Genomic DNA, 24,345 nt, shown 5'->3' on the forward strand with positions numbered 1-24,345 from the left:
CCTGTTGTTGTCCGGGAACCTGTTGTTGTCCGGGAACCTGTTGTTGTCCGGGTTTGGATTTTTTTAAATCAGGTACTGTGCTTTTGGGCACGGATTGCGTAAATTTTGAACTTGGGCTACTTTTACGTGAAGAGCGAGAGTACTTTTGGTTCAAGGTATCTATAACGGTTTTACCGATTAGTTTTAAAGAATCAAAGACACCTATACCTTTATTGGCTATTGCTTCTCCATAGGGGAGATTGTATTTGTTAATCAAAGATTGAAGTTGATCTACCGGCATTGCATTGGGAAGATCTCTTTTATTGTATTGAACAATAATCGGAATGTTTTCACGTTTGTATCCATATTCACTCAGGTTGTCTTCAAGGTTTTGAAAACTCTCGATATTTTCCTGCAACTTATCTGCTGCACTATCTACCACAAACACAACGCCATCAACACCCCGAAGAACGAGTTTTCGTGTGGCATTATAATATACCTGACCTGGAACGGTGTATAGTTGAAACTTGGTGGCGAAACCTTTAATTTTTCCAAGATCAAGGGGTAAAAAGTCAAAAAAAAGCGTGCGGTCACTTTCTGTGGCAAGGGAAACCATATCGCTTTTATGATCTGTAGGTACTTTTCGATGAATAATTTGTAGATTAGTGGTCTTTCCGCACAAACCAGGTCCGTAGTAAACAACTTTTACACTTATCTCTCTGGCGGCATAGTTAATTGAAGCCATAGTCACCCTTTTTTGTTTTTAGACGATGACGTAATAAAGGTTATATTATAATACCGTTTAACCAAAAAATAGTAAGAAAGAGGGTATTAAGCAAGGATCTCTATTACATATACCCATTTTCCAATATACTATTGAAGTGGGTAGAATATCAATTTTATTTAACCTAATGTTTGCAGTGTCTGAAATCCGGGTTGCTGAGGATATTCATTTCTTTTAAGATCAGCATGGAATCGATTTGTTTGCCCGTGGTGGTTTGATAGAAAAATTCTGCACTGATTATTTTTTCTTCGGCGTAGATGCAGGTATAATTTTTTATCTGTTTTTTTGCTTCATGGCTATCAAGGAGAAATGTTGTTCTGAGGAAGTTTCCTGAAAACAACGCTGCGAAGGTAATTATGGCAGCAACAATCAACGATACTGCTATTCGCACATACGAGAGAATTGGGGTGCTATTTTTTTTCTCCATTGCAGCTTGGATTGATCTGCTGATTCTTGGGGAAAGAGCGCTTATTCTATTGGTTTGAAGAAGGATGTTGATGGCTTCATAAACTTTAAATTCACACAAGCAGCAGGAATTAATAATGGTACGTAAGGTATGCGTGCTGTCAAGATGGTTGTATATATAATCTTCAGGTCTGTTAAATATGTCTGTTTCGGCTGTTTTCTGAAGCTCTTTTTCGTTTGGAATAAACACCGTATCTTCATCAATGATTTCCGTTATTCTATTCCACTCATCTACTCGCCTCATTGCCTCCATGATTATATTTTCTGTGGGGACTTTTATGCCTCTGATAATAAGGTGCTCGGCATTGTTCATACTATTGAATTTGTAGGAACCGGATTTCCAGTAAAAGAGACTGCAGACCAAGTCTTCCAGAGATGTTTCAATAAACATTTGCAAGTCATCCGGGGGGGCTAATTTTTTTTCGACAATTTCTTCACACAAGGAATTTAAATCGCCCTGATGTGAAGAGATAAGTTCCTGTATACTTATTGGTGAATTCTGCTGTACATCGGTTAAATAGTTATATAATTTCCTTTCGAGATTTTCTTCTCCAATTTTTGCACCAATAACCATTCCACTGTCAAAAAGTACAAAGCCAATATCTTTACCTTTAGTTAGAATAAGTTTCCCTGTAATTTTCTGCTGTGACAACAATTGAAATACATCAGCAAGAATAAATTCACGAATAGATCCGCTCAGAACCATCTATCGGTGCTCCTATCGTTTTCTCCCCTAAGCTTTTTCACTAAACAGGGTATTAAGGATAACTTTAATTCTTTTGATTATATTGTAAATAATATAAAAACATAGTAAAAATACAGGCAAATAGACTACATTTTGAAGATTGTACGGGTATTTAAGTGAAAGTGTAAGGAAGGTGTAAATTGCAGCAATAACAGAACATGACAATAAAATTCTAAGCCATGAGAAATTCTGTGTTTTTGATGCAAGCGCTTTATCAGCGCCGGGAAGTATAGCTGCTACACTATTTGCTACGATTATATCTTTTATTTTGCGCTTTTTAATTATGCTGTTTTTTATATATGCTATAGAGGATACATTTTTTATGTGTTTGAGTTTTTTAAAGCAACTTTTGCACATGGTTCCTTTTCTACACTTTCTACAAGTAATTCTTCCGCACAAGTTGCAGCAAAATGTGTCTTTGACTTTATTAGTACTCCAATGAAACCAGTTAGTAAAAAAGAGTAGTGCAAGTAATAAAAATGAAAGAGTAAAAATTAATATATTATGGTAACTTAATAAGGCTGAAAAGGATGGAGAGATACCATATTTATAGAAATTGCTCCAAAAGTAAAATGGAGTAATCTGTGGTTGCATTATTTTACGGATTTCGGGCCAATTTCCACCGAAATGTCTGTCGTTTGTTTCTATAAAGGTATTTATCTTTTTTGAATTTCCTTTTGAAAGTTCATTTAGTAGTTCTGTTCCAGAGATAGTTTCTCGTTTTAAGTGGCATTGAACTTTATTAAAATGTGCTTCCTGGATACCTGGACTCATTTCAAGTGATTGGGAAAAGTAAGTCTCAGCAAGATCGATTCGTCCGTTTAGGTAATGAAAATTTCCTCTGGTAAGTAGGGTGATTGGATCATCGCCTTTGATTCTCTCAGCAATATCCAGAGAATATGAAGCCTTATTCATTTTACCAGCTTTCATATTTGAAACAGAAAGGGCCAGGTGGGCCAGGTAATCATCAGGGTTTTGGTTAACTAACTTTGTGGCTTTTGTATGTAATTGATCACAATAGCCTTCAGAGGAGATTCTGGAAAAAACTGCTGGTGTGTTGTGAGGTAAAGCACTTTTTAGAAATACTAACTGAATCCAATTATCCAGAGGAGAAAGGGCCAGAATAGTACATGAGGCAAAGAGGATAATCTTTTCATTTCTTTTTAAAAAACGAAAAATGAATAGTGCAATTATCCAAAAAAACGCTATGAAGCCCAGTGAAGTTAATGAAAGTAAAACAATTATGCTTAGAGGTGTCCTATAAGGCAGGGGAATGGTTGAAAATAATCTCTCATTGAGTGGGTGAACTGCTTTTGTAACATGTTTGATTGAGAGGATCAAAAGTGTGCTGAATAGAAAAATCAGTAAAGTAGAACGAAACCAGAGATACAAATTAAATAGAAAGGAATGTTGCGCTTTCCAGGAATTAAAAAGTACACCAATAGCAGAAAAAAATGATGAAATAGAGTTGTTTATATTTCGGGGAAAGTAGATGCCTGCTGATCGAAAATGAGACCAGGGCTGGTAAGGATCAAAATCAGCAGCCCAGTTATAACAAAAAAGCGCTGATTTATTATCGCTACTCTCAAATTCACGGCCCATAAAAAGTAGCTGTTTAGAGATTAGAGGAACCGATATTGCACCTTCAGAGATCTTAAGTTTCTGGAGTTTCTCTAAACATCGCTCTGCCCAGGTAAGATAATCAAGTTTTAGGAATTCTGCACATAGAAGCCAAAGTGCCCCGGGATCATTTTCACTTAGGCTAAGTGCTTTTGAGAAGTACTCATCGCGCTTTGAAGAGTTGTTTTTTTGAAGTATTCCTCTTGAAAACGAGCCCCATATACTGGAACTATTTAAATTGGATTCCCTGGTACTGATTCTGACCCATTTATTTGAAGAGCTATAATCAGGTGAAATACCTTCTGTTTGCAGGAAAGCATCTCTGGTATAAAGTGCCTGCTCTAGTTCTGTGGCCCAATAGGGGCCGGGCGCTGCAAAAAGAATGTTCGCAACCAATAACACAAACAGGGAAGTCGTAATAAAACACTTATTGAACATCGGAAATATTAATCCATAATCAGTGTTAAAACGTAGTATATACAGGATATATGATTATATATTAAAATTTAGTATATGGGTAGACAGAGTAGGTAATGAAAAGGAGAGAAAAGTAAGGCACATCCCTGGATGAGTGATGTGCCTCGAAAAACTTATTTTTCAATTTGATCTACAATTTTGCTTAATCTCGATTTTTGGTTAGCAGCTTTGTTTGGATGGATAAGGCCAATTTTGGCACTTTTATCTAATACTGACACAGCTTCTTTCAAAGCATCCGTTGCTGTTTCCTTATCTTTTGCCTCTGTAACTGAACGTGTAGCAGTTTTAATGCGAGAGCGGTTGCTACGGTTAACCAGATTGGCTTTTTTGCTGGTTCTGTCGCGTTTTTCAACCGATTTATGTCGCTGCATGTTAGAGCTCCTTATCAACGTATGGGTTTGATTCTCAATAAAACAATTTAAAATAATTAAAATTAAACTTAGAGTCAAGCATAACTAGTATAAGAATTAAACTTTAACCTTATGTTCATATAAATGTTTTTCTTAACTTATATTTAATGGTCATTAAAAAAGAAGATGTGAATTAGACTCTTAGAGGAGGAGAGAAAGATGGAAAATACTGTCCGTGTTCGTTTTGCCCCTTCACCGACAGGTTATTTGCATGTGGGTGGAGCAAGGAGTGCTCTTTTTAATTTCCTTTTTGCAAGGCATCACGGTGGTACTTTTATCTTGCGAATAGAAGATACTGACAGAAGTCGTTTTGTTGAGGGGGCATTAGATGAGATCTATGAGAGTTTAACCTGGTTAGGCTTACAGTGGGATGAAGGGCCAGAGAAGGGTGGAGATTATGGGCCCTATACACAATCAAAAAGAAATCATCTTTATCAAAAATATGCAAATCAACTGTTGGAGAATGGTCATGCATATCGCTGTTTCTGTTCTTCTGAACGCTTGGCCAGTGTAAGAGAGCAACAGGAAAAAAGTGGCAATCTTACTGGGTATGATCGACACTGTCGCAACCTAAGCAATGAGCAAATACAGCAAAACTTATCTGAAAACATTCCCTTTATTATAAGGTTTAAAATACCACAGGGCAGAATTGTAAAATTCAAGGATTTAATTAGAGGTGAGATAGAGTATAACAGTGATGTACTTGATGATCTTGTTCTTATAAAATCTGATGGTTTTCCTACCTATCATATGGCAAACGTTATTGATGACCACCTTATGAAGATATCACATGTGCTAAGAGGGGATGAATGGATTGCGTCAACTCCAAGACATGTGCTTATTTATGAAGCTTTTGGATGGCAATTGCCACAATTTGCACACTTACCGGTAATTCTGTCTCCTACAGGTGGTAAACTATCCAAGCGAAAAGGTGCTGCTTCTGTAATGGATTATAAAAAAGGGGGGTATTTACCTGAGGCTTTGTTTAACTTCTTGGCACTTTTGGGATGGGCACCGGGAGATGACCGGGAAAAGATATCCGTAGATGAACTGGTAAAAGCATTTTCTCTTGAGCAAGTATCTCCTAAAGCATCGGTGTTTGATGAGAAAAAACTTGAATGGATGAATGGATTATATATGGCTGAGCGGAGTTCTGAATCGTTATCACCTGCAGTACTGGAGCTACTTAAAGAGAGAGGGGTTGTTGGAAAAGACATACGTGCTGATGATAAATATCTTCTTAGAGCAATCGATCTTCTCAAGGGGCGCTCAAAGAGAATTATAGATCTAGCTGATAATTCGGTATATTTTTTCATTGATCCATCTTCTTATGAAAAGAAAGCCGAGAAAAAACACTACAAAACAGATACTCTGGATCATTTGCGGGCTCTCGTTGAGAAACTTCAGGACATTGATCCGTTTAGTACAGATCAACTTGAATGTGCTGTTCGGGATCTTGCTCAAAGCAGAGAAATTTCCACAGGAAAATTGATACATCCTACCAGGCTTGCCGTAAGCGGCGTAAGTTTTGGACCCGGACTTTATGAATTGTTATCTTCTTTGGGCAAAGAAACTGTCATTAGAAGAATTGAAAAAGCATGTGAATATCTGGAAAATAAATAATTTACATAGATATCAATATTAACTTTTTTGAGTAGTAAACAGGAGCGTTATGGAAGAGATCCCACCAGTTAATAAAAAGAAAAATGATAATACAGGTAATACAAATAAAATACCACAGGTTTCTAATTTCATTAGAGAAGTAATTAAAACTGATATTGAAAGTAAAAAGTGGGATAAGATCGTTACCCGTTTTCCTCCAGAACCCAATGGGTATCTTCATATCGGACATGCTAAAGCTATTTGTATTAATTTTGGTATGGCTGAGGAGTTTGGTGGAGAGTGTCACCTTCGCTTCGATGATACTAATCCCTCAAAGGAGGAGAGTGAGTATATCGAATCTATCAAACAGGATGTGTCATGGCTTGGTTTTGATTGGGGGCCTCATCTTTATTTTGCCTCGGACTATTTTGAGCAAATGTATCAGTGGGCAGTTAAATTGATCAAAGATGGTAAAGCCTATGTTGATGATCTTACGCCTGAGCAGATAAGAGAATACCGTGGCACGCTAAAGGAACCAGGAAAAGAAAGCCCTTACAGGAATCGCTCAACAGAGGAAAATCTAGACCTTTTTAAGCGGATGAGAGATGGGGAATTTGAGGAAGGAACACATGTCTTAAGAGCAAAAATTGATATGGCTCATCCCAATATGAATATGCGCGATCCGGCTATGTACAGAATCCTTAAAGTGTCTCATCACCGCACCGGTGATAAGTGGAAAATTTACCCTATGTATGACTGGGCTCATGGTCTTGAAGATTCAATTGAGGGAGTTACACATTCTCTTTGTTCGCTGGAGTTTGAAGACCATAGGCCTCTTTACGATTGGTTTCTGGAACAGCTTGAAATTCATCATCCTCAGCAAATTGAATTTGCGCGGCTTAATCTTACCTACACTGTAATGAGCAAAAGAAAACTTTTGCAGCTGGTGCAACAGAAGTATGTTTCAGGATGGGATGATCCACGTATGCCTACTATTTCCGGGCTAAAACGTAGAGGGTATACGCCCGAATCGATAAGAGCATTTGCTGAAAGAATAGGAGTTGCTAAAAGAGATAGTACAGTGGACCTGGCCTTGTTGGAACACTGCCTTAGAGAGGACCTCAATAAAAGGGCTAATCGGGTAATGACTGTACTTAATCCACTGAGAGTTATTATTACCAATTATCCCGAAGATCTAAGTGAGGAGCTTGAGGCAATAAACAATCCCGAAGATAGTTCAATGGGCACAAGAAAAGTACCGTTTTCCAAAGTGCTTTATATTGAGCGGGATGACTTTATGGAGAATCCGCCAAAGAAATTTTTCCGTCTCGCACCAGGGCGCGAAGTTCGGTTACGATATGCTTATTTTATCACTTGCGATAAGGTGATAAAGGACCAGGAGGGAAATGTCGTTGAGCTGCAGTGTAGCTATGATCCTGAGACGAAGGGTGGGGCAAGTCCAGACGGTAGATCGCCAAAAGCTACTCTTCACTGGGTTTCTGCCAAACATGCAATTGATGCTGAAGTGCGACTCTATGATAAGCTTTTTACTACTGAAGATCCATCGGATGCACCAGGTGGAGATTTTCTCAAAAATATAAATCCAGAATCACTGAAAGTTCTAAAAGGATGCAAATGTGAACCAAGTTTAAACAGAGCAAAACCAATGGAGAGGTATCAGTTTGAACGACTGGCTTACTTTTGTGTAGATAATGAATCTAGAGAAAATTGTCTTGTTTTCAACAGAACTGTAACACTTAAGGACACATGGGCCAAAATAAAGAAAAAGTCCAAGGCGTAAAAAACGGTTTGACTTTGATGTGGTCCTAAAGTAATTTATCTGTTCAATAAAGGGGCTGTAGCTCAGTTGGGAGAGCATCAGGCTGGCAGTCTGAGGGTCAGGGGTTCGAACCCCCTCAGCTCCAAAAAGAGGATATCTGGAAAATTCAGGTATCCTTTTTTTTATTTGTATGTTTTTGACAAAAAAGTAAATGATAGAAATAAAAAAAACACTCCAATTGAAAACAATCAGAGTGCAATAAGTAGGCTTTTAATGTCATATTTTCTTAAAATGTGCTAAATGAGCTTCCGGAATCATCTTGAGACTGATTAGTATCTTCTTCACTGACACTATCTGAATCATCATCGTGCTCATCGTCATCGAATGATATTTCAGAATCATCATCTAAATTTTGATCACTATACTCATCACCATCGCCGAATGATACTTCAGTGTCACTATCTATTTCTTCATCATCGTCTTCATAACCAAACCTTGATCTGCTCATATCGGCTTTAGCAAAAGAGTTATTGATTTTTCTGACATATTGGCGAGCAAGATTAGGAATATCTGAGTTAGCTGAAGCAGAGGTAACACCATCTATACCAATATCCGGCTCCCATGATCTAATTTGAGTTGTATGTACAATTATGTTTTCATTACTAAGTGAATTGGTCCATCCGACAATCCAGGGTCTTACTCTGGACATTACTCCTGAATTGGTAATAAATATTGCACCATAGTTTTCCGGATCTTCAACAGATAAACCATATCTTGTATGTTGAGCGATGGTAACATTTTTTCCGTCTCTTTGAAGCTGATTTTTCATTTCCTGAACAAGACCGGTTTTAAACTCGGTATTTTCGTGAACAAGAAGTACTCTACTGTTTTCAGTTCGTGCTGAAACACTGAACACAAACGCTACAAATCCGAATAAAATCATCTTTGCGCTTTTCATATTTTCATCTCCTTTATTAGGTAATGGTGCTGTTATGTAAGGTAACATATTAATTTTTAGCAAAAAAGAGCGGAATAAATAACATACAAAATAAACTATAAAATATATAAGACCGGTACTAAATGACAGATATATACTTTTTTTTTCAAATAACATACTACTGATTAGGAAAGGAATATAAAAAAATGACCTATAAAGAAGGAATACCCAAATATGGTCAACCTGTAATACAGTAAAGCAGAAACGATTTTTAGTACATATTAATTAAAGAAAGGAAAAGGGGGATAATAGTGCCGTAAGTAGAATATTAAGAAATTAAAAAAGCTGCCTGTGCTTAAATATTGCAAAATCAGTATTACAATGAAAACTTTTCAAAATGAATGTTATACTTTTTTATATTCAGCTTTTTTAAATGCTCCATCAGGGAAGTACTCATGGGTTCGGGCCCACAGAGAAAAACTTCTGTTTTTGAAGGATTTTCAATAATTTTGGAAAGAAGCTCTGCTGTAATGCGTTTGAGTGTATGGGAGGTGTGATTTTGTCTGGTGACTATGGGAATAAATTTGAAGTGTGGATTTGATTTCTCAATCGATTCAAAAAAGACCCGATGAGTAAGATCTTCACTATACTTGGTGCTCCATAAAAGTGTAGCAGGTGTAGTGATTTTTTCTTTACTCCAATGGGAAATAATAGAAAGAAAAGGAGTTATACCTATTCCCCCAGCGATGAAAAGGTGATGATGATTAAGGTTATTGGGATAAAATTTACCATAAGGACCATCAAAAAATACTTTAGCTCCTGATTGCAAGTTGCGAATATTCTCCGTATAATCACCCAGCGTTTTTATCGTTAAGGTAAGATTTTCCTCATTTGGAGATGAGGAAATAGTAAAAGGGTGCTCCTCTTTAGAGCATACAGGAGAAATGATTCTGAAATATCCAAATTGACCGGGTTTGTATTTTGTTTTTTTTCTCTCTGGGTGCAAATTTAATTCGGTTACCGAATCGTTTAGTAGCTGTACATCAACGACTTTGAATTGATTGTTCTTTACGCGTAAGGGTCTGAGGAATTTGTGATGAATATATAGACCAATGCTAATAAATGCCCATGCACCCATCATCCCACTTCTTAAATTCCCTTCTCTGGTGGGGGAGGCAAGATATACATGAATAGCGATCAAAACCACACCAACTGAAGCAAAATTGTGGAACAGTTTAATATGTGAATAATCAATTTTTAGCTTGTTTAGCAGAAGTGTTTTTAAGTTTCGGATAACAGTAAACTGATGAATCTTTGTCGTAACCATTAAAAGCAGAGTGATTACAATCACCAATAAAAAAATATAAAAGGCGGTATATCCCAGATATATCTGAAAGTTACTTTCGGGGAAATATATTTTTTTAAAATATAGATGAAGAGCTGCGCTCAACAGCGCCAGGATTGCAAGAGAAGCATGAAATCTAATAACCTTATCCTGCCCAAACAGCCGGTCAAAGAGTTTGACTCTTGCAGAGAGGATAAGGCAGTTTAGAAAGTAGATATAGCTAATAATGCCAAAAACCATCCCTAGTGAATAGCTGTGAAAAAGCGAGTACCAGTTACCGCTAAAATACGCAACTATAGGTAGTAATGGACTAAATAGCGCAAGAATGATCCAGAGAAATTTAATTTTCACTTGTATCACTGTCGGTTATATATTCTTCTTCTGCAACTTCTTCATCATCGGTGTTTTCTTCTTTGAGTGATTGGTGAAAGAGATCTTTTAGTCGTTTAACATAGTCTTGGGCAAGCGCAGGTACTTCTGAATTATTTGATGCTGAAGTTACACCATCAATTTCTGGCTCCCAAGACCTTGTTTGTGTCGTATGAAGTAACACATTATCATTGTTAATTGTTTCAATCCACTTGATGATCCAGGGTCTTATTTCAGAATTAACTCCGGAATTGGTAACAAAAATTGCATCATAATCTTCTGCATCACTAACTTTTACACCTCTTCTGGAATGTTGCGCGACTGTGACAGTAATTCCACCATTTTCAAGCAGGCTCTTCATCTCCTCGATGAGATTATTTTTAAATCTGGTATTTTCGTACACCAACAGTATCTGGGTATTTGAGGTTTGGGCTAAAGCGTTCAACGGCAAAAAAAAGAGGGCAGAGAGTAAAAGTACCATTAATTTCAAAAAAATCCTCCTTAATAAGTTTTAAACTCTTTGTACTGCTATACGTTTTTAAAATATATCCTGACATAAAACTGTGAAAAAAACTGAAGCATTTAAAGCATTTTTTTTGGGGGTACAATGAAAATTTGCAGCCTTAAAACAGAGAAGAAAGCAAGTGATGGCCACAAAAAAAAGGAAACTGTAAAAACAGTTTCCTTTTGAAGTACCGACAAAGACAATTATTGCTGATCAAAATCAAAGGTGATCAGATACGAGTCTTTTTCTCGCTTTGTGGTAATTTCGTATCCAGAGTTATAGAAAACAGAAAGCATTTGCTGGTTTTCAGCACTCACTTTTGCTTCAAAACCAGTGAGACCACGTTCTTTGGCGATATCGCTCATGATATTCAGAAGATCAGTACCGATACCTTTAGCCTGCCAGTCATCTCTTACTACAAAGGAGATATTAGCACGTTTTGAATCTTCTTTAAGGTAGTAATGAGCTACTCCTACGATCTGCTCCCCACCAAGATCCTTTACAAATCCTCCAATAGCCATATCTTTTGAGAAGTCTATAGTTGTAAAGTCCTGAATAAACTTTTGTGGAAAAGCTTTAGTGGGTTCGAAAAATCTAAATGCAATAGATTTTTCCGATAGAGCATAAAACATGTCACGAAGCGCTTTTTCATCACTGGGGCGAATAGGTCGTACAAACAGTTTGGTTGCATCAGAGAGAGCCCGCGTTCTTTCGTACTCACGGGGATTGTTGATACTTATTTTGGGAAGCTCTTTTTGATGTGAATAAACGTATTTGTGTTTTTTTGCTTCTTTTAGAATATCATTTCTGAAGTCAGGATGAGCAATTTCGGCCAGTGCAAGAACTCGTTCTCTAATATTTTTCCCATACAGGTCCGCAACACCGTATTCAGTAACAACGTAACGAGTATCGGCTCTTGAAAGAACGACACCTGATCCTTCAGTCAAATTAGCAACAATGCGTGATTTTTTCCCATCTTCAGTTGTTGAAGGTAGAGCTATGATGGTTTTGCCCTCCTTGGCTGAAGCTGCTCCACGACAGAAGTCAACCACACCGCCAATACCATTATAGAACTCAAAACCGTAGGAATCTAAGCATACCTGTCCTGTCATATCGATTTGCAGTGCAGAGTTTATAGCTATCATCTTGCGGTGTTGGCTGATAATTTGTGTATCATTTACATATTCTGATGGACGAAATTCGAAAATAGGGTTTTCGTTAATAAAGTCGAAAAGCTTCCGTGTTCCCATGCAAAAACTTGCAGTAATTTTACCTCTGTTGATGGATTTGCGACTACCATTAATTACACCACTTTCGATTAGTGGTATTATTGGATCGGTAAACATCTCAGTGTGTATACCAAGATCCTTTTTATTTTTAAGATATCTTAAAACAGCTTGTGGTATTACTCCAATTCCAAGCTCAAGTGTAGATCCATCCTCAACCAATGAAGCAATATTTAGTGCAATCGATTCCGTAACCGGGTCAGGATCCGGGGAAGGATACTGAACTATTTCACTGTCACTAACAATAACCGAATCCACAAGATCCAGTGGTATAAAAGAGTCTCCCATAGTTCTGGGCATTTTGTTGTTTACTTCAGCGATGATAGTTAAGCCGTTTTCGACTGCAGATTTAACTATATCAACAGAAACCCCCAGGCTTAGATTGCCGTTTCGATCCGGTGGGCTTGTTTGAATAAGAACTATATCGAGTGGAAGTTTTCCAGATCTGAAAAGGTAAGGAATTTCAGAGATATTTATCGGAATATAGTCTCCTCCACCTTTGTTAACGGCCTGGCGAATGTTTTCAGAGATGTAAAAACTCTGAGTTCTGAATTTTCCGGAAAATTCTTCTTTTATATATGGTGCATCGCCTTCAGTTAGCAGATGGTAAATTTCAGCATCTACTATATCATGCTCCTCATTCACGAGTTCTTTTACAAGTGTTTGAGGTATGGAGCAACCGGTTCCAATAAAGATCCGGTCTCCGTGTTTAATCTTTTTAATCGCTTCTTTAGCGGTAGTCTTTTTCTTTTCGTAAAACTCTTCCCATACCGGCATATATCAAATCTCCTTTGACAGAATGATTCTTGCATCTACAACAGAAGCCCCATCTCCTTCATGTCCAACTTTAAGCGGATTCATATCGATTTCATCGATTTCCGGAAAATCCAGAACCAGCTGGGAGAGACGCTGAAGGTTGTTCACTATTGCATTGATATCATAAGGTTTCTGTCCTCTTGCCCCGGTGAGCAATTTGTAGGATTTTGTGCTTTCAATCATACTAAGGCATTCTTCACGTGTAAGAGGGGCAAGGCCAAATGTAACGTCTTTTAATACTTCGACAAAAATTCCACCGAGTCCAAACATTAAAATAGGTCCAAACTGAGGATCCTTATTCATACCGAGGATTACTTCTCTTCCCCCAAGGACCATTCTTTCAATAAGAACCCCTCTGACTTCTGCATCAGGCTTTTTACGTTTGATCTTAAGCATCATCAGCTCAAATGCGTCTTCAACTTCAGATGCATTTTTGAGACCAACTTTAACCCCGCCTATATCAGACTTATGTAAAATATCCGGGCTTGAAATTTTCATGGCGATAGGGTACCCAAGCTCGTTTGAGAAGCGCACAGCCTCATCAACTGTTGTAGCAAGCATTCCTGGTGGGACATTAAAATTGTAAGCATCAAGAATGTTTTTGGCTTCAACCTCTCCAATCTCGTACTGACCTCTTTCGATGCTTGACTTAATGGTTTTTATGACAGGGATTTTATTAACCGCAAACCGTTCCACCTCACGCAGCGGACGTTTTTTGTAGTTACTGTAGGACACCATCTGTCTCATTGCACGTGCTGCACGCTCAGGAATAGCGTACTGAGGAATTTTGTTTTCTCTTAGAATCTCAATTCCTTTGGAGATTATCTGCGCTCCCATAAAACATGCAAGAACTGGCTTATCATATTTCTTGGAAATATTGACGATGTGTTGTGCTGTATCAGCATCATCAGTCATTTTCTGTGGGGTAAGTATAACGACAAGGCTATCAACAGAGTCGCTTGCCAGAAGAATATCAATAGCTGCGCCGTAGAGTTCACCATTAGCATCACCCAGCACATCAACGGGGTTGTTGGCTGAGGCAGCAGCCGGAAGAAGAGATGTTAACTTACTTTTTGTTTCTTCGTCGAGTTTTGCCATAGTCAGATCAGCCATCTCAAGTGCATCTGACATCATTATACCTGGTCCACCAGCATTGGTGACTACTGCTACTCTATCACCTTTTGGAAGTGGTTGGTAGGCAAATGCAGTAGCGATATCAAAGAGGTGTTCTATGGAATCTGCTCTAACAACACCACTTCTTTCAAATGCGCTTGTATAGGCACTGTCTGCACCTGCAAGGCTTCCGGTGTGTGAAGCAGCAGCTTTTGCTCCGGCAGCAGTGCGCCCTGATTTAAGCACAACAACTGGTTTAGTTTTACTTACCCGCTCTGCTACTTTCATGAACTTCTGCCCTCTTGAGATATCCTCAAGGTAGGCTGCAATAACCTTCGTGTTTTCATCCTTCTGAAGATTTTTCAGAAATTCTACTTCATCGAGTGCAGCTTTATTTCCAAGCGAGGCCAGAACAGAGAACCCGATTTTATCATTGGCAGCAATATCCTGTATTGCAGTAATCAGTGCACCTGACTGGGATATCAAACCAATTGGACCCGGAAGATTAATTGCCTGACCAAAGGAGGCGTTTAACTTATGCCACGGATTTATCAACCCAAGGCAGTTTGGCCCCATCATGGTTATCCCATTTTCCCGAACAAGGCTGGTCATCTCTCGTTGGAGCTGTCTGCCCTCCTCACCGGTCTCGCCGAAACCAGCGGTGATTACAACAACACCTTTTACCCCCTTTTTTACACAGTCCTTGAGCATTGGTAAAACAAGATCTCGCTTTATCACGATGACTGCAAGATCAACCTCTCCAGGAATATCAAGGAGTGATTTGTAGCACTGTTTGCCAAGTATCTGGTCAACCTTGGGGTTAATGGGGTATATTTCGCCCTCAAATCCTCCATTAATCACATTGTCCAGGACATTGTTACCGACTTTTCTTTCGTCGCTTGAAGCACCGATAATTGCAACGGTTTTAGGCCGCAGGAGTTTATCGAAACTCATGGAACATAAATCCTTTCATTCTGTGAACCGATATCTCACTCTCCAAAACAGCACTTCGTGTGACTCACTATTTTGGGGAGAGTAAAAATACATCAAGTCACTGTATATAGAAGTATAACTACTTACTGGGAAAAATTATCAAATTCAAAGATCAATATATTAGTATATTAAAATAAGTGTTTGGGAACACAAAAACCAGCTACATTTATCGATTCCTGATTAATGTTTGAGCTTTTTATTCTCAACAATTTAACTGAACAATCTTTATCGGGCATTTGTCTTTGCTGTTTGGGAATATTCAAGCAGATGTATACTGACCAGTCCAATGATAAAAAAAATCAGGCAGGGAATTTGCATAAACTGTGAAACTACGGGCGAAAATATATAGCAAAGTTAAGAGGGTAAAATGGAAGAGTATATGAATGTTGCAGTTGAAGCTGCTCAGCAAGCAGGTCGTTTTCTGAGCAAACATTTTGATCAATCCATCCAAATTGAGAGAAAAAAAGACCATAGTTTGGTTACAAACATTGACAAAGAATCAGAAAATATCATTGTAAATGCTATACGCAAATCCTTTCCCTCACACTCACTGCTGGCAGAAGAAAGCGGAGAGCAAAGAGGAAACGAATATCTTTGGCTCATTGACCCCCTTGATGGTACTCATAACTTCATTCGTGGAATTCAAATGTATGGGGTATGTATTGGTTTAGTTCATAGGGATGAGTTTGTTGGGGGAGTGATTTATTTGCCCTCAACTGATGAACTCTACTGTGCTGAAAGAGGGAGCGGTGCTTTTAAAAATGGTAAACCTCTAAAAGTTTCAAACTGTTCTGATTTAAAAGAGGCTACTTTGCTCTTTGATTCAGGTATGAGTGAAGGGGGAGAGGAGAAACTTGGATTATTGGGGAGGATGGCACATCGGTTTTTCAATATAAGGATGCTTGGTGCTTCATGCAGAAATATGTCATATCTTGCTGAAGGCAAAGCTGATGTACTGATTGAATTTGATGAAAAACCCTGGGACTTTGCAGCCGGAGCCGCTATACTACTTGAAGCAGGTGGAGTTATTTGTGGGCACAGAGGGGAAACTGTAAATGTTAAAAGTAAAAAATTTGTGGCAAGTAATCCCTTAATTAACCTTGAGTTACGAAAACTAATAACCACAGTATAACTATAGATTTTAAATGCAAAAATCGATACAGGAGTAATTGGTGGAATATTTTTGGGTATGCTTTGTTCCATTTTTCGTAGCAGTAGACCCTATTGGGCTTTTGCCGATATTTTTAGGTATCGTAGAAGGATTGGATAAAAAGAGGGTTAATAAAATAATTGTACAATCGATTCTGACTGCTATGGTCGTGGCTCTTCTTTTTCTTTTTGTAGGGGAGGCTATACTTCGTCTCCTGGGCATAACTGTTTCTGATTTCCTCATAGCAGGAGGCATAATACTTTTTATGATTTCTGTTAATGATCTTTTTACAGAGGATAAATCACTGAGACGTATTGAACCCGAATCTCTGGGTCCTGTTCCCATTGGTGTGCCACTCATTGTCGGGCCTGCTGTCCTTACCACAATAATGCTTCTGACCCGGGAATATGGTTTTGTTCCAACGGCTACTGCCCTTATTGCCCTTATCGTGCTTACCGGAGTGATGCTTTTCTTCTCGGGTTACATAACAAAATTTCTGGGAAGTTCCGGAACAAAAATTACTTCAAAAATCGCCAGTCTTCTTCTCGCTGCTATCGCGGTGATGATGGTTCGCAGAGGTATTTTTTCTGTTTTACTCGACGGGTGAGATTAGTTCATTATTCCAGGGCATAAAATCGTTTTATACTGTCCTTATCAGATCTGATATTTCCAATACTTTCGCATGGAATTAGATTTAGACGCGCAAAAAAACAATCTTAAAATAAACTTACAGCCTTAATCAAGCCCAGCAGGTGTAACAACAGTAACCGGATCAACCTCCTCTTTATTAGTAACTTTAACGCAGACCTTTTTCCTTTTACTTTTTACTTTATCAACGTAAAAGTAACTTCCAACGTAAAGTATCACTATAAAAAGCGTCACATTGATCGGACTATGAAGAAACCTTCTATAGCCAAAAACATTTTCGCAGATCAGAGTAGTCAAACTCATAAGAGGTATATGGAGCAGATAGGGATAAAAGGAAGCTCTGCCAACTTTTCTAAACAGTTTGAAAGAAAGGAATTTTGAAATCACTCCTCTCTGAAGAGCCACAGTATATAATGCAATCATATAAAGAGGAGTCATAAAAAAGTGGTAGGAAAACCATGTCAGGACAGGGTTTCCTTTTGTCTGGAGGCCAAGGTTTAAAAATATAAGTGTAAGGGTGCCCAAAAAGATCAGATCATCTTTTAGTATAAAAGTATTATTACTGCTTTTTTCCTTTCTCAGCAGATATAGTCTTGCAAGAAGCATCCCCAGTACAAATTCAAACAGTCTGATGCCCCCAAATATGTGAAAAAAGAAGTAGTAATTTTGTGGAGTCTCGATAATCCAGTAAAGCATTCCCCAGCCAATAAGTGGAAGTGAGGCTACAAAAATATAAAAATATACTGATTTTTTTGTAGTTAGTGCTGATACCCATTTCAACATAGGTCCAAATAACAAATAACAGAGGAAAAATGCCGAAAGCGCCCAGGATGGTCTGTTAAGTGGCAGGGTACCGAATGGAAACAGTGACCACAGAAAGGTGAGATGCATGAATAGTGAAGACAGTATATTCTGCAAACTGAGTTCCTCTACCCCAACTCTTCTATACACATACAAAGCGGTCATAAAAACTGTGGTAAGCAGATGTAACGGATAAAGCTCTTTGAATCGTTTTTTTAAAAAGGACCAATTATTAAAGGTCGATACCTTGGAGTGGAATTTTGTAGTAAAGATGAAACCACCCAGAAGAAAAAAAGCTGTTGCATGAAATGCCGGACCTTTAATAATTCGAAAAAGCCACCCGGGAGACCCGCCCAGATCATTTAAACCACCACTTATTTCCATATGAAACAGAACAATGTTAATAGATGCTAATAATCTCAGCCCGTCGATAGCGGTGAAGTAAGGTGTTTTGGTTTTTGGATCACCTGTAGCAGTAAAATTCTTTTTGTCATCACTTATCGTTTGCACTTGAAACATCCCTCCATATGATCATCAACCATTCCCACAGCTTGCATGAAAGAGTAACAAATCACCGTTCCAACAAAGCTAAATCCTCGTTGTTTCAGATCTTTACTCATTTTATCTGAAATCGTGCTACGAGTTGGTACTTCTGACCAGTTTCGGGGGGGTATCATGGGACGAATGGTGGTATATCCGGTAAACCCCCAAATATAATTGTCAAAACTACCAAACTTATCTATTACATCTATAAATGCACGTGCATTTTTAACAGCTGATATAATTTTTAGTCTGTTTCTTACAATGTTCTTATTTTCTGCCAGACGACCAATGTCGCTTTCTGTGAAAGAAGCAACCTTGTTATAATCCCAGGATTCAAAAGCATCCCTGAAACTGTTTCTTTTTTTTAGTATAGTGATCCAGGATAAACCTGCCTGGAATCCCTCCAGAATAAGCATTTCAAAAAGCTTAGTGTCATTGTGAACAGGGATTCCCCATTCGTAATCGTGGTATTGGATGTACACCGGATCATTACCGGCCCATGAACATCTTTTTATCTCTTTCAATAAGTGCCTCAGCGATTTGCATATCAGATGGAGTTGTGATTTTAAAATTCAGAGGATCACCCCAGGCAAAACCAATGGTTACCCCTTTTCGCTCCATAAGTGCTGCTTCATCAGTTGGTGGTGGATCCATAAGCGATGGTTCACTGAATGATTCTGATAGCAGAGTGCGCCTGAAAAGCTGAGGAGTTCCAACCCGAACTACCTGTGATCTATCAAGGGTGGTTCCCATTATATCACCTCTGAAAGTACGGATTGTATCCACTTCCGGTGTCGCGGTAATGACTGAATCGTAACACTCTCTCTTTTGGATTACAGAGTCGATAACCTCATCGGTGATAAAGGGACGTGCCGCATCATGGATCAAAACCCACTCTGCCTGAGAGACGTGGACACCATTACGCACTGATTTCCAGCGCTCATCACCACCTTCGGTAATTATGGTCGAGTTTTTAAACTGAGGATGATCTTCTAAGAATGCATTGGCTGATTCAAGCATTGAAGAGGAAACAACAAGGATTACTGATGATACAGATGGGTGAGAGGTGTATTTTAAAACAGAATAATACAGAAGAGGTTTTTCCCCCAGTGGAACAAAAGCTTTGGGAAGGGAGTATCCCAGTCGTGACCCCGAACCAGCTGCCACAATTATTGCATCTGTCTTGTCTTGTATCATACCGTATAGTTCTGTGTTGCTTTGGTTAGTAGCTATAAAACTTATTTTTAAAAGAAAAAAGGATGGTAAACATTACTTTAATAAAACGCATCGTTTACCAATCCCAATCAGTTGGTTATTTTGTATTCTTTCGATCAACCATTCCGGCAACTTTCATTGGTAGACCGAAAATTTTGATAAACCCGGTAGCATCCATCTGATCATAGAGTTCAGTGTTACTGAAAGAAGCAAGGTCTTCAATATAAAGGGACTTTTCTGCTTTGGTGCCTGCGCAGACTATATTGCCTTTATACAGTTTTACTTTAACTGTTCCGGTAACATTTTTCTGTGTTACATCAACAAATCCATCCAGTGCTTCTCTGAGGTCGCAGTACCACTGACCGTTATAAACAAGTTCGGCATATCGAATTGCAAGCATGTCTTTAAAGTGTGAGGTATCCCGATCAAGTACAAGGTTCTCAAGCTGCCTGTGAGCGGCATAAAGAATTGTGCCTCCCGGGGTCTCATATATGCCTCTGGATTTAATACCAACCAAACGGTTTTCTACCAGATCAACATGGCCGATTGCGTGGCGGGCACCAGCTTTGTTAAGCTCAGTAAGGAGTGCGACAGGATCTTTTTTCTCGCCGTTGATTGCGACCGGAATACCCTTTTCGAATGCAATTTCGAGGTATTCAGCTTTATCCGGTGCATTTTCCAGGGTGTTTGAAAGAGTATATACATCATCGGGTGGTTCGACCTGAGGATCCTCAAGAACCCCACCTTCGTGGCTTATGTGCCAGATATTGCGGTCTTCAGAGTAGATACGTTTTTTTGACTGGCTAACAGGTATATTGTGTTTTTTAGCATAAGCGATACATTCTTCTCTTGAGTGAAGATCCCATTTGGGGTCTTTCCAGGGGGCAATGATTTTTAGTGATGGATCCAGTGCCATAATCGTAAGCTCAAAACGAACCTGATCATTCCCTTTACCAGTTGCTCCGTGAGCAATTGCCGTTGCTCCCTCTTTTTGTGCGATTTCAACAGCTCGCTTTGAAATCAGCGGTCGTGCGAAACTGGTACCAAGAAGATAGGTCCCTTCATACACCGCACCTGCCTTTAATGTAGGGTAGATAAAGTCGGTGATAAACTCTGAAGTAAGAGTTTCGATATAGAGCTTGGATGCACCGGTTTTAAGTGCTTTTTCTTCAAGACCACCAAGCTCATCCTCCTGTCCCAGATCTGCACACATCGCGATTACTTTACAATTGTAGTTTTCCTTTAACCAGGGAATCATTATAGAAGTATCGAGACCACCAGAGTAGAGTAAAACAACTTTTTCCATAATTATTATTACCTCACTATGTAAAAAATATTATTGATCTAAGAAATTGTTTAGCAGTATAAAAATACATACTAAAAATTACAGTGACGAAAGTACCCGTTCAAATATTCCAACCGCGGAATTAATCTCCTCCTGTGTAACAATCAGAGGTGGTAAAAACCTTACAGTGTTAAGATTTGCGTTTATTAGAAGAAGCCCTTTATCTCTGCACTGTTGTACAATATGCTGAGGGTTATCTTTAAACCGTACTCCAAGAAGAAATCCCTCACCCCGTACACTCTCTATGATATCGTATTTCCGGGCAACATCCACCAGTTTCTCCTTAAGCCAGGCACCATTGATCTTTACTCTGCGAAGAAAAACCGGGTCTGATATAGTGTCAAGAATCTGTGTTCCCAGTGCACAGGCAAGCGGATTTCCTCCAAAAGTGGTACCATGATCACCGGGAGTTATAGCTGATGAAATCTCCTCAGTGCAAAGGGTAGCTCCAAGCGGAAGTCCGCCACCAAGCGGTTTTGCAACTGTCATGATGTCTGGAATAACATTATGCTGTTCGTAATGCCAGAGCGTTCCTGTGCGGCCAATGCCACACTGAATCTCATCGAATATAAGAGCAATAGAGTGTTTGTGGGTATATTCTCTTAATTGTCTGAGAAAAACGGTTGTTGCGCAGTTTATTCCACCTTCACCCTGCAATGGTTCAACAATTACTGCTGCAAACTCTTCAGAATCCAGAATTTTTTTCGCAGATTCAAAATCATTAAAGGGACAGTAATGAAACCCCTGAGGCATTGGTTCAAATCCCATATGAAATTTACTCTGGGAAGTAGCACCGAGTGCACCGTAGGTTCTTCCATGGAATCCTTCAGAAAAAGAGAGCACATGGAACTTCTGTGGTGAAATTTTCTTTGCCCACTTACGTGCAAACTTTATGGCTGCTTCATTGGCTTCTGTACCACTGTTACACAAAAATACCTTGTCTGCAAAACTGTGTTTAATCAGTTTTTCTGCAAAAACAATTTGTGCTTCGGTGAAGTAAAGGTTTGAAGCATGCACAAGTTCTGAAGCCTGATGCAGGAGCGCTTCATGCAGAAGTGGGTGACAGTGACCCAGCGCATTTACCGCAATCCCTGAACCGAAATCAAGGTACTCATTATTCTCAGAATCGTATATCTTTACCCCGGAGCCTTTGACCATTGGGGCCCCGCTTCGGTTGTATGTCGGCACGAAAAGCCGGTTGTAATCGGCTGTACTCATCTTTTTCTCCCTAAGGCAAATACTAGTTGTTAAACTAATCGCTTATTACTGTTCCTGTTGATTCGACTCTGTTTATCTGATTTCTCAGTGTTTGACTATCTTTCCATCCACAAATATGAATGCGCTTAACTCCCTTGTGAACTGATTCGGCTGCAGAACGTAACTTTGGAATCATTCCACCAGTGATATGGCCCTGTGCAATTAAGTCTTCAATCTCAGAGGTGCGTATTTCCCTGAGCACTTCACCATTGACCATTACTCCCGCTACATCTGAAACGAAAACAAGGTCATCGGCCTTTATGGATGTAGCAAGTTCACTCGCCGCAAGATCTGCATTAACGTTGAATATTGAGCCATCTTCCCCACGTGATACTGGAGAAATCACTGGTACCAGTTTGGCTCCTTTGCAGAAATCTATTAAGGAGGTATTTACTTTATCGATCTTTCCCACAAATCCTATATCTTTTCCGTTTACAAGCATTTTTGAAGCAGTAAACAGGGATGAATCTACACCGCTGAAACCACAGGCGTTAACACTCTCTTTAAGCAGAGCATTAACGATTCTTTTGTTTACATCACCACTAAGCACCATTTGAACAATCTTAACCATCTGAGCATCAGTGACACGCATTCCCTCAATAAAAGTGAACTCTCTGTTAAGAAGCGAAAGGTGTGCTGCGATATCTTTGCCCCCTCCATGTACGATTATGGGGAAAATATCATCACCAAGCTGTGCAATGCTCTGACCCAGCTCTCTTAAAAGCCCCTCTGCATCAACTGTAGAACCACCGATTTTTATTACCATTATGCTCATAGTTTATTTCCTTATCTTAAAAGCCCTTCAGTTTCGGCAAATCCAAACATGATATTCATATTCTGAAGAGCCTGTCCACTGGCACCTTTTATTAGGTTATCAAGTGCAGAAACTGCTATAACCGGCTGCCCGTTTTCACCACCACTAAAAGCGATGTCGCAATAGTTGGTATGAGCAATGCCTGAAACTTTGGGTAGGTCTGATGAATCCCTGAGACGTACAAATGGCTCATCCTTATAAGCAGTTTGGACAATCTCGCTGCACTGAGCTGCACTCATTGAGGTCTTTATATAAATAGTAGAAAGAATGCCTCGGTTTATTGGTACAAGATGGGGTGAAAAGGTTATCTCTACCGACTTGTTAGCAGCAAAAGAAAGTTCCTGTTCGATTTCAGGTGTATGGCGATGGCTGTGACCAATCGAATAAGCACTAAAATTTTCATTGGCCTCAACAAAGTGGGTGGTGAGCTTTAGTGCTCTTCCTGCACCACTAACGCCTGATTTGGAATCTGCAATAATCCATTCAATCTTCTCTGCACCTTCACTAAACAATGGAAGTAGCGGCAATATCACACTGGTTACATAACAGCCTGGGTTTGCAATGATTGATGCATCCTTTATTTCATTACGGTACTTCTCGGGCAATCCGTACATCGCTTTTTTCATGAATTCCGGGGCAGGATGATCAATCTTATACCAGTTTTTGTACACATTCAGATCTTTAATACGAAAATCTGCACTAAGGTCAATAACTCTGATGCCTTTATTAAGAAAAGGCACAAGAAGTCCTGCTGAAACAGCGTGAGGGAGGCAGGAAAAGATACATTCCGGTTCACGTTGCTGCGCCTCCTGCGGGCTTATAAGTGTATCATCGAAAATTCCCTTAAGGGCAGGAAATATCTTTGTAAGTCGTTCTGATGCATGGCTTTGGGATGAGATAAATGAGATATCAACACCCGGATGCCATGCAAGCATCCGTATCAGTTCCACTCCGGTATATGAGGTAGCTCCCAGAATTCCAACACTTATTTTTTTCATGGTACCTTTTCCGGTTATTATGAAAAAGCCGATTAAACTATATTATAGCCTTATAAAATAATAAATCCCAGCACCCTTAAATGGAATTACTTGGACGTTCTGAGGATTAATGACTGGTTGAAGGTGGTGATCAATGTGGGTGGTTATGAGATGAGAGATCTTACTATTCCAAATCAGAGCGTTCTTTTGGATTATTGTGGATGCAAAAAGCACTGGCATAAGAGCGGAATAACCACAGGGTGCAATGTGGAAAGATTGGTAAAAGTTGCAAGTGACAGAAGACAGCCCGATTGATGGTAATTCTTAATGCTTACCTTCTTTGCCTCATCTCTTGGATGCTAAGTTTTA

At 39.1% G+C, this 24,345-nt stretch carries 21 protein-coding genes and 1 tRNA gene; 6 read left to right on the forward strand and 16 right to left on the reverse strand.

Features of this window, described 5'->3' with window-relative positions; all coding sequences use genetic code 11:
• From QA601_10035 to rpsT, 4 genes are all read right to left on the reverse strand, one after another.
• Nucleotides 1–724: ADP-ribosylation factor-like protein (locus tag QA601_10035; GenBank protein ID MDG5815420.1), on the reverse strand; the 724-nt coding region annotated here is incomplete at its 3' end.
• 163 nt (nt 725–887) lie between these two features.
• Nucleotides 888–1,934, reverse strand: coding sequence for a DUF4388 domain-containing protein (locus QA601_10040; protein MDG5815421.1), 1,047 nt, complete (start codon nt 1,932–1,934; stop codon nt 888–890).
• A 27-nt stretch (nt 1,935–1,961) separates the two neighbouring features.
• The gene (locus QA601_10045) at nt 1,962–4,031 is read right to left on the reverse strand and encodes a hypothetical protein (GenBank protein MDG5815422.1); all 2,070 of its coding nucleotides are present in this window, start codon (nt 4,029–4,031) and stop codon (nt 1,962–1,964) included.
• A 152-nt stretch (nt 4,032–4,183) separates the two neighbouring features.
• Complete coding sequence (gene rpsT / locus QA601_10050) at nt 4,184–4,441, reverse strand: 30S ribosomal protein S20 (protein MDG5815423.1); 258 nt, start codon at nt 4,439–4,441, stop codon at nt 4,184–4,186.
• Between the two features lie 198 nt (nt 4,442–4,639).
• Between rpsT and gltX the strand changes: the two genes are divergently transcribed.
• The 3 genes from gltX (at nt 4,640) to QA601_10065 (ending at nt 8,007) form a co-directional block, all read left to right on the forward strand.
• Nucleotides 4,640–6,103: a glutamate--tRNA ligase gene (gene gltX / locus QA601_10055; GenBank protein ID MDG5815424.1), complete on the forward strand. Its 1,464-nt coding sequence runs from the start codon at nt 4,640–4,642 to the stop codon at nt 6,101–6,103.
• 49 nt (nt 6,104–6,152) lie between these two features.
• Complete coding sequence (locus tag QA601_10060; GenBank protein MDG5815425.1) at nt 6,153–7,883, forward strand: glutamine--tRNA ligase/YqeY domain fusion protein; 1,731 nt, start codon at nt 6,153–6,155, stop codon at nt 7,881–7,883.
• Between the two features lie 51 nt (nt 7,884–7,934).
• Nucleotides 7,935–8,007: transfer RNA gene (locus QA601_10065), tRNA-Ala, on the forward strand.
• Between the two features lie 141 nt (nt 8,008–8,148).
• On the opposite strand, the gene QA601_10070 is transcribed toward QA601_10065, so the two are convergent.
• From QA601_10070 to QA601_10090, 5 genes are all read right to left on the reverse strand, one after another.
• Complete coding sequence (locus tag QA601_10070) at nt 8,149–8,820, reverse strand: hypothetical protein (protein ID MDG5815426.1); 672 nt, start codon at nt 8,818–8,820, stop codon at nt 8,149–8,151.
• A gap of 355 nt (nt 8,821–9,175) precedes the next feature.
• Entirely contained in the window at nt 9,176–10,495 is a 1,320-nt protein-coding gene (locus QA601_10075; GenBank protein MDG5815427.1) for an FAD-binding oxidoreductase, read from the reverse strand.
• Nucleotides 10,485–11,003 carry a hypothetical protein gene (locus tag QA601_10080; protein ID MDG5815428.1) on the reverse strand — a complete coding sequence of 173 codons (519 nt, stop codon included), beginning with the start codon at nt 11,001–11,003 and terminating at the stop codon, nt 10,485–10,487. The genes QA601_10075 and QA601_10080 overlap by 11 nt, the downstream gene beginning before the upstream one ends.
• Before the next feature lie 218 nt (nt 11,004–11,221).
• Nucleotides 11,222–13,081, reverse strand: coding sequence for a GNAT family N-acetyltransferase (locus QA601_10085; protein ID MDG5815429.1), 1,860 nt, complete (start codon nt 13,079–13,081; stop codon nt 11,222–11,224).
• Between the two features lie 3 nt (nt 13,082–13,084).
• Nucleotides 13,085–15,187 (reverse strand): acetate--CoA ligase family protein, encoded by a 2,103-nt coding sequence (locus QA601_10090; GenBank protein ID MDG5815430.1) that lies wholly within the window; start codon nt 15,185–15,187, stop codon nt 13,085–13,087.
• A 418-nt stretch (nt 15,188–15,605) separates the two neighbouring features.
• On the opposite strand from QA601_10090, the gene QA601_10095 reads away from it, so the two are divergent.
• Both QA601_10095 and QA601_10100 read left to right on the forward strand, forming a co-directional pair.
• Entirely contained in the window at nt 15,606–16,358 is a 753-nt protein-coding gene (locus QA601_10095) for an inositol monophosphatase family protein (GenBank protein MDG5815431.1), read from the forward strand.
• A 40-nt stretch (nt 16,359–16,398) separates the two neighbouring features.
• Entirely contained in the window at nt 16,399–16,983 is a 585-nt protein-coding gene (locus QA601_10100; GenBank protein ID MDG5815432.1) for a MarC family protein, read from the forward strand.
• A 128-nt stretch (nt 16,984–17,111) separates the two neighbouring features.
• On the opposite strand, the gene QA601_10105 is transcribed toward QA601_10100, so the two are convergent.
• The 7 genes from QA601_10105 to argC form a co-directional block, all read right to left on the reverse strand.
• Nucleotides 17,112–18,335: an acyltransferase gene (locus tag QA601_10105; protein ID MDG5815433.1), complete on the reverse strand. Its 1,224-nt coding sequence runs from the start codon at nt 18,333–18,335 to the stop codon at nt 17,112–17,114.
• Nucleotides 18,323–18,892: a DNA-3-methyladenine glycosylase I gene (locus QA601_10110; GenBank protein MDG5815434.1), complete on the reverse strand. Its 570-nt coding sequence runs from the start codon at nt 18,890–18,892 to the stop codon at nt 18,323–18,325. The genes QA601_10105 and QA601_10110 overlap by 13 nt, the downstream gene beginning before the upstream one ends.
• Nucleotides 18,858–19,565, reverse strand: a complete 708-nt coding sequence (gene ispD / locus QA601_10115) for a 2-C-methyl-D-erythritol 4-phosphate cytidylyltransferase (protein ID MDG5815435.1) — start codon at nt 19,563–19,565, stop codon at nt 18,858–18,860. Before ispD ends, QA601_10110 begins: the two co-directional genes overlap by 35 nt.
• Nucleotides 19,566–19,680: 115 nt before the next feature.
• Nucleotides 19,681–20,889 (reverse strand): argininosuccinate synthase, encoded by a 1,209-nt coding sequence (locus QA601_10120; GenBank protein ID MDG5815436.1) that lies wholly within the window; start codon nt 20,887–20,889, stop codon nt 19,681–19,683.
• Between the two features lie 78 nt (nt 20,890–20,967).
• Nucleotides 20,968–22,146 carry an aspartate aminotransferase family protein gene (locus QA601_10125; GenBank protein MDG5815437.1) on the reverse strand — a complete coding sequence of 393 codons (1,179 nt, stop codon included), beginning with the start codon at nt 22,144–22,146 and terminating at the stop codon, nt 20,968–20,970.
• Nucleotides 22,147–22,180: 34 nt separating this feature from the next.
• A complete protein-coding gene (argB, locus tag QA601_10130; GenBank protein ID MDG5815438.1) occupies nt 22,181–22,960 on the reverse strand; it encodes an acetylglutamate kinase in 780 nt (259 codons plus the stop codon).
• 11 nt (nt 22,961–22,971) lie between these two features.
• Nucleotides 22,972–23,997 (reverse strand): N-acetyl-gamma-glutamyl-phosphate reductase, encoded by a 1,026-nt coding sequence (gene argC, locus QA601_10135; GenBank protein MDG5815439.1) that lies wholly within the window; start codon nt 23,995–23,997, stop codon nt 22,972–22,974.
• Between the two features lie 90 nt (nt 23,998–24,087).
• Between argC and QA601_10140 the strand changes: the two genes are divergently transcribed.
• Nucleotides 24,088–24,291: a hypothetical protein gene (locus QA601_10140; GenBank protein ID MDG5815440.1), complete on the forward strand. Its 204-nt coding sequence runs from the start codon at nt 24,088–24,090 to the stop codon at nt 24,289–24,291.
• The last annotated feature ends 54 nt before the right edge of the window (nt 24,292–24,345 follow it).

It is taken from the genome of Chitinispirillales bacterium ANBcel5, from assembly GCA_029688955.1.
GTDB lineage: Bacteria > Fibrobacterota > Chitinivibrionia > Chitinivibrionales > Chitinispirillaceae > Cellulosispirillum > Cellulosispirillum alkaliphilum.